At 56.6% G+C, this 9,991-nt stretch carries 11 protein-coding genes, 2 tRNA genes and 1 pseudogene; 1 reads left to right on the top strand and 13 read right to left on the bottom strand.

What is annotated here, in order from left to right; all coding sequences use genetic code 11:
* The 10 genes from nusA to rlmE all read right to left on the bottom strand — a co-directional run.
* A partial coding sequence (gene nusA, locus ACRESD_RS24915; RefSeq protein ID WP_431753335.1) for a transcription termination factor NusA occupies positions 1–1,185 on the bottom strand: 1,185 nt, incomplete at its 3' end.
* A gap of 47 nt (positions 1,186–1,232) precedes the next feature.
* Positions 1,233–1,691, bottom strand: a complete 459-nt coding sequence (gene rimP, locus ACRESD_RS24910; protein WP_032873230.1) for a ribosome maturation factor RimP — start codon at positions 1,689–1,691, stop codon at positions 1,233–1,235.
* 140 nt (positions 1,692–1,831) lie between these two features.
* A tRNA-Met gene (locus tag ACRESD_RS24905) sits at positions 1,832–1,908 on the bottom strand.
* Between the two features lie 96 nt (positions 1,909–2,004).
* Positions 2,005–2,090 (bottom strand) — tRNA-Leu (locus ACRESD_RS24900).
* A 22-nt stretch (positions 2,091–2,112) separates the two neighbouring features.
* On the bottom strand, positions 2,113–2,496 hold the full coding sequence (gene secG, locus ACRESD_RS24895) for a preprotein translocase subunit SecG (RefSeq protein WP_010206600.1): 384 nt from the start codon (positions 2,494–2,496) through the stop codon (positions 2,113–2,115).
* Positions 2,497–2,500: 4 nt separating this feature from the next.
* Positions 2,501–3,256, bottom strand: coding sequence for a triose-phosphate isomerase (gene tpiA / locus ACRESD_RS24890; RefSeq protein WP_431753334.1), 756 nt, complete (start codon positions 3,254–3,256; stop codon positions 2,501–2,503).
* A 66-nt stretch (positions 3,257–3,322) separates the two neighbouring features.
* A complete protein-coding gene (glmM, locus tag ACRESD_RS24885) occupies positions 3,323–4,660 on the bottom strand; it encodes a phosphoglucosamine mutase (RefSeq protein WP_431753333.1) in 1,338 nt (445 codons plus the stop codon).
* A 16-nt stretch (positions 4,661–4,676) separates the two neighbouring features.
* Entirely contained in the window at positions 4,677–5,528 is an 852-nt protein-coding gene (folP, locus tag ACRESD_RS24880; RefSeq protein ID WP_431753332.1) for a dihydropteroate synthase, read from the bottom strand.
* 8 nt (positions 5,529–5,536) lie between these two features.
* A complete protein-coding gene (ftsH, locus tag ACRESD_RS24875) occupies positions 5,537–7,447 on the bottom strand; it encodes an ATP-dependent zinc metalloprotease FtsH (protein WP_431753331.1) in 1,911 nt (636 codons plus the stop codon).
* Between the two features lie 200 nt (positions 7,448–7,647).
* Positions 7,648–8,298, bottom strand: coding sequence for a 23S rRNA (uridine(2552)-2'-O)-methyltransferase RlmE (rlmE, locus tag ACRESD_RS24870; protein ID WP_010206606.1), 651 nt, complete (start codon positions 8,296–8,298; stop codon positions 7,648–7,650).
* Between the two features lie 105 nt (positions 8,299–8,403).
* On the opposite strand from rlmE, the gene ACRESD_RS24865 reads away from it, so the two are divergent.
* A complete protein-coding gene (locus ACRESD_RS24865) occupies positions 8,404–8,712 on the top strand; it encodes a YhbY family RNA-binding protein (RefSeq protein WP_010206607.1) in 309 nt (102 codons plus the stop codon).
* 6 nt (positions 8,713–8,718) lie between these two features.
* On the opposite strand, the gene ACRESD_RS24860 is transcribed toward ACRESD_RS24865, so the two are convergent.
* The 3 genes and pseudogenes from ACRESD_RS24860 to carB form a co-directional block, all read right to left on the bottom strand.
* The gene (locus ACRESD_RS24860) at positions 8,719–9,123 is read right to left on the bottom strand and encodes an MFS transporter (protein WP_431753330.1); all 405 of its coding nucleotides are present in this window, start codon (positions 9,121–9,123) and stop codon (positions 8,719–8,721) included.
* Between the two features lie 28 nt (positions 9,124–9,151).
* Positions 9,152–9,628 (bottom strand): transcription elongation factor GreA, encoded by a 477-nt coding sequence (gene greA, locus ACRESD_RS24855; RefSeq protein ID WP_017139258.1) that lies wholly within the window; start codon positions 9,626–9,628, stop codon positions 9,152–9,154.
* Positions 9,625–9,991, bottom strand: a pseudogene (gene carB, locus ACRESD_RS24850) (carbamoyl-phosphate synthase large subunit); the annotation flags it as partial. The pseudogene carB and the gene greA, both read right to left, overlap by 4 nt.

The raw sequence follows: 9,991 nt of genomic DNA, 5'->3' as shown, positions 1-9,991 counted from the left end.
GAGCATTTCTTCCAACGGTACGTAGGCAATCTCTTCCAGGCTGGTGAAGCCTTCATCTACCAGCACCTGAGCCAGTTCTTCATCGACTTCCAACTCTTCGATGAAGTTGCGCAGGATGTCACCGGTTTCAGCTTGCTGCTTAGCCTGGATGTCCGATTCGGTCATCACATTCAGGGTCCAGCCGGTCAATTGGCTGGCCAGACGCACGTTCTGACCACCACGACCAATGGCCTGAGCCAGATTGTCTGCGCCAACGGCGATGTCCATTGCATGGGCATCCTCGTCAACGATAATTGCCGCCACTTCAGCAGGCGACATTGCGTTGATCACAAACTGCGCCGGGTTATCGTCCCACAGGACGATGTCCACACGCTCACCGCCCAATTCGCCCGACACTGCCTGGACGCGCGAACCGCGCATACCAATGCAAGCGCCTTGCGGGTCGATGCGTTTGTCCTTGGAGCGGACCGCGATCTTGGCGCGCGAACCCGGGTCGCGGGACGCAGCCATGACTTCGATCAGGCCTTCGGCAATTTCCGGCACTTCGATACGGAACAGCTCGATCAGCATTTCCGGCGCAGTGCGCGACAGGATCAGCTGAGGGCCACGGTTTTCGGTGCGGATTTCCTTGAGCAGCGCACGCAGACGCACGCCAACACGGAAGGTTTCGCGAGAGATGATGTCTTCGCGGGCCAGCAACGCTTCAGCGTTGTTGCCCAGGTCGACGATCACGTTGTCACGGGTCACTTTTTTCACGGTGCCGGAGATGATCTCCCCCAGGCGCTCGCGATAGGCGTCAACGACTTGAGCGCGCTCGGCTTCGCGAACCTTTTGCACGATGACCTGTTTGGCGGTCTGTGCAGCAATACGGCCGAACTCGATCGACTCGATCTTTTCTTCGACGACATCACCGACCTTGGCGCCAGGGTGCGTTTCAGCAACCTTGCTTGGCCAGGTCTCGATAGCCGGATCATCAAGATCGTCCTCTTCGACGACCGTCCAGCGACGGAAAGTCTCATAGGCACCGGTGTGGCGATTGATTTCCACACGCAGATCAACTTCGTCTTCAAAACGCTTTTTGGTAGCAGTGGCCAGGGCCAGCTCCAACGCTTCAAAAATCACGCTTGCCGGTACACCCTTTTCGTTGGATACCGACTCAACAACCAGCAGTACTTCTTTGCTCATCGTACGCCTCGCCTTTCGCAAGCCATTGGATCCGCGGGATCCGCGTCTCAGTCAAAACTGGGAATAATGTTGGCCTTGTCGATCATATCGATCGGCAACAGGAATTCATGGTCTTCTACCTGCACCACGACATCCTGTTCTTCTACACCGCGCAGAAGGCCCTGAAAGTTGCGTCGCCCTTCAAACGGGGAGCGCAGCTTGATCTTCACTTGTTCACCGGCATATTTAGCAAACTGCTCGATAGTGAACAGTGGGCGTTCCATGCCTGGCGAGGAAACTTCAAGGGTGTATTCAACGGAAATCGGATCTTCAACATCCAGGACACCGCTGATCTGACGGCTGACAATGGCACAATCGTCCACCAGCACGCCGCCCTCTTTATCGATATAAACGCGCAACATTGAGTGGCGACCTTGAGCCGAAAACTCAATACCCCAGCATTCATAGCCTAGGGCCACGACCACCGGGGCCAACAAGGCCTGCAACTCTTCTAGCTTGCTCGACACCTGAACCCCCTCGTGCATGTATGTGCATGCTGTGCAAAATAAAAAAATGGGCGAAACGCCCATCCTTGAAACGCCGTCGAACAGCGGCGTTGAAAGTGTCCAGCTAACAAAAAGCCCCTTAAAAGGGGCTCCGCTAAAACTGGTTGCGGGGGCCGGATTTGAACCGACGACCTTCGGGTTATGAGCCCGACGAGCTACCAGACTGCTCCACCCCGCGACAAAGCTGGGGCGGAAGTATACGACCGATCCCTTACAGGGTCAATGTAACCTTCCACCTACAAGAAAGCCCGCAACAGCGGGCTCTCCTGATAATTGGTACCGAGAAGGGGACTCGAACCCCTACACCCTATGGGCACAACCACCTCAAGGTTGCGTGTCTACCAATTCCACCACCTCGGCAATACAGCGATTACAACTCTTCTTACTTCTGCTCTTGAGCTGGAGGTACGTCAGTCGCTGGAGTAGCCGACTTTTGCTCTTGAAGCACCGGGACATCATCAGAAGCCGGTTTTGCTTTTGGTACTTCCAACACTGCTGGGTTTGGCAAACCTACTTGAGTCAGCACATGAGCTTTCTCTTTAGCAAAGTAACCTAACCCTAAGCTGGTTATGAAGAAACCTGCGGCAAGTATAGCAGTAAACTTACTAAGAAAGGTAGAGGAACCTTGGCTTCCGAACACAGTATTTGAAGCACCTGCACCGAAAGACGCACCAGCATCCGCACCTTTACCCTGTTGCAACAAAACCAGGGCAACAACGCCCAGGGCAGCCAACAGATGAAAAACGACTACGACTGTTTCCAGCATTTTTTCAGTTTCCCGCGGCGCGACAGATCGCACCGACCTCATCTGCATTCAGGGAGGCTCCACCAATGAGCCCCCCATCGATATCCGGCATGCCGAACAGTTCGACCGCATTGGCCGCCTTCACGCTGCCGCCGTATAGAAGACGCACACCTTGTGCGACTTCAGAATTCTCTGCCGCCAACTGCGCGCGAATGGCTGCATGCACATCCTGCGCCTGTTGCGGTGTAGCAGTCAGCCCAGTACCAATGGCCCAGACCGGCTCGTAAGCAATTACTGCCTTTGCAAACGCACCAACACCCAGCTCTTCTATGATGCTGCCCAGCTGACGCGAGACAACTTCAATGGTCTTGCCCGACTCACGCTGCTCAAGGGTCTCCCCTATGCACAGCACCGGAATCAAGCCACAAGCCTGTGCCGCCGCGAACTTGCGATTGAGTGTCCCATCACGCTCGCCCATCATCTGACGACGCTCGGAGTGCCCGACGAGCACATAGGAACAGCCTGCATCAACCAGCTGACTCGGCGAAATCTCACCGGTCAACGCACCCTGCATCGGCTCGACTGCGGAGTTCTGTGCGCCAACCTGGATCGACTTACCTTTCAAGCCATCAACCACTTGGTTGATATGCAAGCAAGGCGGGAAAACCGCGACATCAACACCGCTTGGCAAGGCCAAGTGACGAAGGCCATTGATCAGCTCAGCGACACTGGCGCGGGTACCGTGCATCTTCCAGTTACCAGCTACCATAGTGCGACGCATGCTGTACCCCGTCGGTCAAAGTGGGCGCAGATGTTACCCAACCACACCCTTACTGGCAAGCCGAATTCAGGCGCAAATTTCAGTTACCAGTTTTGCCAGGTCTTCAGCATGGCCGCGAACCTGTACTTCGTCTTCACCTTCGACCATGACACGCACCAAAGGCTCTGTACCGGACTTACGCAGCAACACCCGCCCACGCCCCGCCATTGCCAGCGTCACACGCTCGCAGGCCTCTTTGACAGCAGGGTGCTCGATTGGATTGTCGCCACCAGCAAAGCGCACATTGAGCAGAACCTGAGGGCACTTGCGCAGGGCCTGACGCGCCTGAGCCAGGCTCTCATCACGACGACGCAGGGACAGGAGAACCTGCAAAGCCGCGATAATCGCATCTCCCGTCGTCGTGTGCTGGAAGCAGACCACATGCCCGGAGTTCTCGCCACCTACCTGCCAATTGCGCTCCAACAGCTCAGCGATGACATAACGATCACCCACATTGGCACGTACAAACGGAATCCCCAGCTCAGCCAAGGCCAATTCAAGGCCCAGGTTGCTCATCAGCGTGCCGACAACACCACCTTGCAGCTTATTACGCTCATGCAGGTCGCGAGCGATGATGAACAACAGGTCATCGCCATCGACCACTGCACCAGTGTGATCCACCATTAGAACTCGGTCGCCATCACCATCAAAAGCGATCCCAAGATCAGCATGCTCCGCAAGGACCGCGGCCTGCAGCTGCCCCATATGGGTGGAGCCACAATTTTCATTGATGTTCAGACCGTTGGGCTGGGCCGACAGCACTGTCACATCAGCTCCCAGCTCCTTGAAGACGCTAGGCGCGACCTTGTAGGTGGCCCCATGAGCACAGTCCACAACGATCTTGAGCCCGGCGAAATTGGTACTGGTAGGCACACTGCTTTTGCAAAATTCGATATAACGGCCAGAAGCGTCATTGATACGCGACACTTTACCCAGCTTGCCAGACTCGACCACTGTCATTGGCGCATCCAGCAACTCTTCAATCATCAGTTCGATCTCGTCAGGCAGCTTGGTACCCTGCCCCGAGAAAAACTTGATGCCATTGTCATCATGAGGATTGTGCGAAGCACTGATCACAATACCGGCTTCAGCGTGGAAGGTACGCGTCAGGTAAGCGATCGCCGGCGTCGGCATAGGGCCCAGCAGCATTACATCAGCACCTGCGGCAGACAAACCGGCCTCCAGCGCGGACTCAAACATGTAACCCGAAATCCGAGTGTCCTTGCCCACCAGGATGCGGCACGCGCCCATGCTGCGGAACGCCATACCAGCCGCCCAGCCCAGCTTGAGCATGAAATCAGGAGTAATCGGAAATTCGCCGACCCGACCACGGATACCGTCGGTGCCAAAGTATTTTTTAGTCATAAGTGCTCCATCATTCTTATTCGGCTGATTCTACAGCGGCAATCATACGCACCACATCCACGGTCTCGGCGACATCGTGCACACGCAAGATACGCGCGCCTTTGCTCACTGCAAGTGCCGCCAGCGCAAGACCACCGTACAGCCGCTCACCTACCGGACGATTCAGGGCCAGTCCTATCATGCTCTTGCGCGAAACGCCGACCAGAAGAGGCCGACCAAGGGCATGCAGGGACTCCATATGCTTGAACAGGCTTAGGTTGTGTTGCAGGGTCTTGGCGAAGCCGAAGCCGGGATCGAGGATAATCTTTTCCGCAGCAATCCCCGCGACAGCGCATTGAGCAACCCGCTCGGCGAGAAAACCGCTCACCTCACCAACAAGATCGTCATAGTGAGGACTGTCCTGCATATTGCCGGGCTCCCCCAGCATATGCATCAAGCACACCGGCAAACCGGTAGCAGCAGCGGCATCAAGCGCACCGTCGCGCTGAAGGGAACGCACATCGTTGATCAACCCCGCCCCCAAGCGCGCAGTTTCGCGCATCACGGCTGGCGTTGAGGTATCAACCGAGATGATCACATCCAGCTCGCGCGCAATGCGCTCGACTATCGGCGCCACCCGCTCTAACTCCTCCAAGGGAGAAACCACGCGGGCACCAGGCCGAGTCGATTCACCACCGACATCAATCAAGGTCGCGCCAGCCGCCACCATCGCCTCGGCATGACGCAATGCTGCATCAAGCTGGCTGAAACGGCCGCCATCGGAAAAGGAATCGGGGGTTACATTGAGAATGCCCATGACATGCGTATGGGCCAAATCAAGAACCCGATTGCCGCAAGGCAACCGGGTGGAGGACAACACAGAAGTCATTTCAAACCTTAGTGGTCAGCTGCCGGGCCACCGATCGGGGTTTTAGGACGCTCGTTCTGAACCACTGGCGGGGTGCCAGAAGTGCCTGAACCGCCCTCCCAATCACGAGGCTCACGGGGTGCGCGACCCGCCATGATGTCGTCAATCTGATCGGCATCAATGGTCTCGTACTTCATCAAGGCATCAGCCATGGCATCCAGCTTGTCGCGGTTGTCAGTCAGGATCTGCTTGGCCGTGCCATAGCACTGGTCAATGATGCTGCGCACTTCGGAGTCAATCAGCTTGGCTGTCTCACCGGAGAAGCTGGCGTTTTGACCACCACCGCCACGACCCAAGAAGACTTCGCCCTCTTCCTCGGCGTACATCAATGGGCCCAGTTTTTCCGACAAGCCCCACTTGGTCACCATGTTCCGCGCAATCTGACTGGCACGCATGATGTCATTGGAAGCACCGGTAGTCACGCCGTCGAAGCCCAAGGTCATCTCTTCAGCAATCCGACCGCCGTACAGAGAGCAGATCTGGCTGATCAGTGCGCGCTTGGAGAGGCTGTAACGGTCCTCTTCGGGCAGGAACATGGTGACACCCAGCGCCCGACCACGAGGAATGATCGACACCTTGTAGACCGGGTCGTGCTCAGGCACAACGCGACCAACAATAGCGTGACCGGCTTCGTGATAAGCAGTGTTCTGCTTCTCTTTCTCGGACATGACCATGGATTTGCGCTCGGCACCCATCATGATCTTGTCTTTCGCCAGTTCGAATTCTTTCATTTCGACGATGCGCTTGCCGGTACGGGCAGCGAACAGCGAGGCCTCGTTGACCAGGTTGGCCAAGTCGGCACCGGAGAAGCCTGGAGTACCACGGGCAATCACGGCCGGAGCCACGTCGTCACCCATCGGCACTTTGCGCATGTGCACTTTCAGAATCTGCTCGCGGCCACGGATATCTGGCAAGCCAACCACGACCTGACGGTCGAAACGACCCGGACGCAGCAACGCTGGGTCCAATACGTCCGGACGGTTGGTGGCGGCAATCACGATGATGCCGTCATTCATTTCAAAGCCGTCCATCTCAACCAGCAACTGGTTAAGGGTCTGCTCACGCTCATCATGACCGCCGCCCATGCCGGCACCACGATGGCGACCAACGGCGTCGATTTCATCGATAAAGATGATGCATGGCGCGTGCTTCTTGGCCTGCTCGAACATATCGCGAACACGGCTGGCACCCACACCAACAAACATCTCGACGAAATCAGAACCGGAAATGGTGAAGAATGGGACCTTGGCTTCGCCGGCAATCGCCTTGGCCAGCAAGGTTTTACCCGTACCCGGAGGACCTACCATCAGGACGCCGCGAGGAATACGGCCACCCAGGCGCTGGAACTTGCCCGGATCGCGCAGGAACTCGACCAACTCGCCCACTTCTTCCTTGGCTTCGTCGCAACCGGCAACGTCAGTCAGGGTGGTTTTCACCTGATCTTCGGAAAGCAGGCGCGCCTTGCTCTTGCCAAAGCTCATCGGCCCGCCCTTGCCTCCCGCACCACCTTGCATCTGGCGCATGAAGAACATGAACACGGCGATGATCACCAGGATCGGGAAGCTGGCGACCAGCAATTGGGTCCAGATGCTCTGCTGCTCAGGCTGCTTGCCTTCGACAACGACGTGGTTATCCACCAGGTCGCCGATCAGACCGTTGTCCTGGATGGCCGGACGAATGGTCTTGAAGCTGTCGCCATCGTTGCGTTTACCGGTAATCACGTAGCCATCAACCGCTACGCGCTCGACCTTGCCATCCTTAACTTGCTGGATGAAGTCGGAATAGTTGAGGGTCTGCGGCTCGTTAGGGCTGGAGAAGTTGTTCATCACCGTCACCAGGACAGCCGCGATGATCAACCACAGGATCAGATTCTTTGCCATATCGTTCAATTAACTACCCTCTGAAGCAAGCTCCGCTACTGGCGCGCGCTTCGCATGATATTCACCGGCCTAACTTACTACATTACCTACAACTCTGGCAGGCGCCGTCTGTAACCCTTTGTGAAACTTTGACTACACAATATTCGTAAAGCTTCGTGACGAAAGCGATATAAAAAAACCTATCGACTCGGTCAAAACCTTCAAAGACGCTCATCACTGGCGGCGCCTTCGATGCCACGGAACCCCCGTGCCAACAGATACTGTTCACGCGAACGGTCTCGAGAAGAGTCCGGTTTACGCATCTGCACCTTATCGAACAGCTTGCGGATGTTCTTGTGGTACTCGTCGAAACCTTCACCCTGGAAGACCTTGACCAGGAAGTCACCACCCGGACGCAATACCCGACCCGCCAGATCCAGTGCCAACTCGCACAGGAACATGGCTCGCGGCATATCAACAGCCGGTAATCCACTCATATTGGGGGCCATGTCGGAAATCACAAGGTCTACCTGCGAATTTCCTACGGCCTCCAGGATCTCGGCCAGTACGGCGTCCTGGGTAAAGTCGCCATGGACGAAGGTCACGTCCGGAATGCTGTCCATCTCAAGAATGTCAGACGCAATCAGCCGACCTTGCCCGCCAATCAGACGACTGGCCACCTGGGACCAGCCACCCGGGGCGGCGCCAAGGTCGATCACGCTCATGCCGGGACGGAACAATTTGTCCTTGTCCTGGAGTTCCAGCAGTTTGTAGCTGGCCCGGGAACGGTAGCCGTCCTTCTGTGCCTTTTTGACGTAAGGATCGTTGAAATGCTCTTGCAGCCACTTAAGGCTAGTTTTGGAACGGGCCACGGGCCACCTCGAAAATAAAACGGGTCGTGATTAACTGGGCGGTCCCGGACTCCCTCGGGTAAACTGGCCGCCGCTTTTTACAAGATCAGACGCAGGGGTCAGATTATGCCGCTCACTCAAGAGCAGAAGAAACAGTACAAATCCATTGGCCACCATCTGAAACCAGTTCTGATTGTGGCAGACAACGGTTTGACTGAAGGTGTGTTAGCCGAATTCGAACGCGCACTGAACGATCACGAACTGATCAAAATCAAGGTCAACATCCTTGATCGCGAAGCACGCCTGGCTGCCATTGCAGAACTGTGCAAGGTTGGCAAAGCGGACCTGGTTCAGGTCATCGGCAAGATGGCGCTGCTGTATCGCAAGAACTTCAGCGTCAACAAGCAACTGTCGAACGTACACCGCTTCAAGTAACAAGGGTCACGGGCGTGCTTCGCGCGCCCCGCCACTCCATCCAGGCGCCGGTTGCATAACCAGCACCAAGCCGGAAAACCCTAGCACAAGATAGCTAAATAGCTGCCAGCGCAACGCTTCCGGCAGCCACACATGCACCACGCAAAACATTGCGCATGCATACAGCGCCATCAACAGCAGTTGGCCGCGAATATCCTGCCACAAACTCCCCAAGCCTTCGGTCTTGATCAGCACCAGCACCTGGAGCGTTACGCACGCCGCCGCAAAACCTACCAGCAGCGCACTCAGTAATCCATCGATCTCATCGATCAGCAACGGCGCCAGGCCAATCAGGCCCAGCACCGGCAACACGCCAATATGAAACAACCACAGGCCGCCCACCCACAGCATCTGGGCAAGCTGCCAAAGCATGGCGCCCGCACGAAGCGGGCGCCACCTTTCAGACGTGACGAACTTCAACAATCTCGTACTCGGTCACGCCGCCAGGCGTTTTGACGGTCACCACATCACCCTCTTCCTTGGCAATCAAGGCGCGGGCCAGCGGCGAACCGACGGAGATCTTACCGAGCTTAAAGTCAGCTTCGTCTTCGCCCACAATGTGGTAAACCACGCTTTCATCAGTCTCGACGTTGGCGATTTCCACGGTAGTGCCGAAAATCACCTTGCCGGTCTTCGGAATAGTCGTCACATCGATGACCACCGAGTTCTGCAGGCGGCCTTCGATATCACGAATACGCGCCTCGACCATACCCTGCTGCTCGCGAGCAGCGTGGTATTCGGCGTTCTCCTTCAAGTCACCCAGCTCGCGGGCCGTGCCGATGTCCTGGCTCAGCTTCGGGCGGACGACCTTGGTCAGATGGGCGTGCTCCTCTTCCAGGGCCTTGAAGCCCTGGACGGTCATTGGGTATTTGGTCATGCCTTCAATCCTGCGTGTAGATCCTGCAAGCGACGTACGGTCTTTTCCGGACCGAACTTGAGCGCTTCGCAGATGGCTTCGCCAGCAGCAATGGTGGTGGTGCAGTAGATCTTATGCTGCAAGGCGTTACGGCGAATAGAGTACGAGTCCGCGATCGACTGGCGACCTTCGGTGGTGTTGATGATCAGAGTGACTTCGTCATTCTTGATCATGTCGACCACGTGCGGACGGCCTTCCGTCACCTTGTTCACGCGACGCACTTTCAGGCCGGCAGCTTCGATCAGCTTGGCGGTCCCGGCAGTGGCCACGACTTCGAAGCCCAAGTTGATCAGATCACGGGCCACGCCCGCAACCAGTGGCTTG

The organism is Pseudomonas sp., from assembly GCF_050739995.1.
GTDB lineage: Bacteria > Pseudomonadota > Gammaproteobacteria > Pseudomonadales > Pseudomonadaceae > Aquipseudomonas.
Note: the sequence above shows the minus strand (reverse complement) of the source record. Positions and strands in the feature narration are given on the sequence as shown.

Bases quoted from the DNA above. Each gene is read 5' to 3' on its own strand.
- secG (WP_010206600.1), bottom strand. From the start codon at position 2,496: ATGCTGGAAACAGTCGTAGTCGTTTTTCATCTGTTGGCTGCCCTGGGC.
- tpiA (WP_431753334.1), bottom strand. From the start codon at position 3,256: ATGCGTCGCACTATGGTAGCTGGTAACTGGAAGATGCACGGTACCCGC.
- glmM (WP_431753333.1), bottom strand. From the start codon at position 4,660: ATGACTAAAAAATACTTTGGCACCGACGGTATCCGTGGTCGGGTCGGC.
- folP (WP_431753332.1), bottom strand. From the start codon at position 5,528: ATGACTTCTGTGTTGTCCTCCACCCGGTTGCCTTGCGGCAATCGGGTT.
- ftsH (WP_431753331.1), bottom strand. From the start codon at position 7,447: ATGGCAAAGAATCTGATCCTGTGGTTGATCATCGCGGCTGTCCTGGTG.
- ACRESD_RS24865 (WP_010206607.1), top strand. From the start codon at position 8,404: ATGCCGCTCACTCAAGAGCAGAAGAAACAGTACAAATCCATTGGCCAC.
- ACRESD_RS24860 (WP_431753330.1), bottom strand. From the start codon at position 9,123: ATGCTTTGGCAGCTTGCCCAGATGCTGTGGGTGGGCGGCCTGTGGTTG.
- greA (WP_017139258.1), bottom strand. From the start codon at position 9,628: ATGACCAAATACCCAATGACCGTCCAGGGCTTCAAGGCCCTGGAAGAG.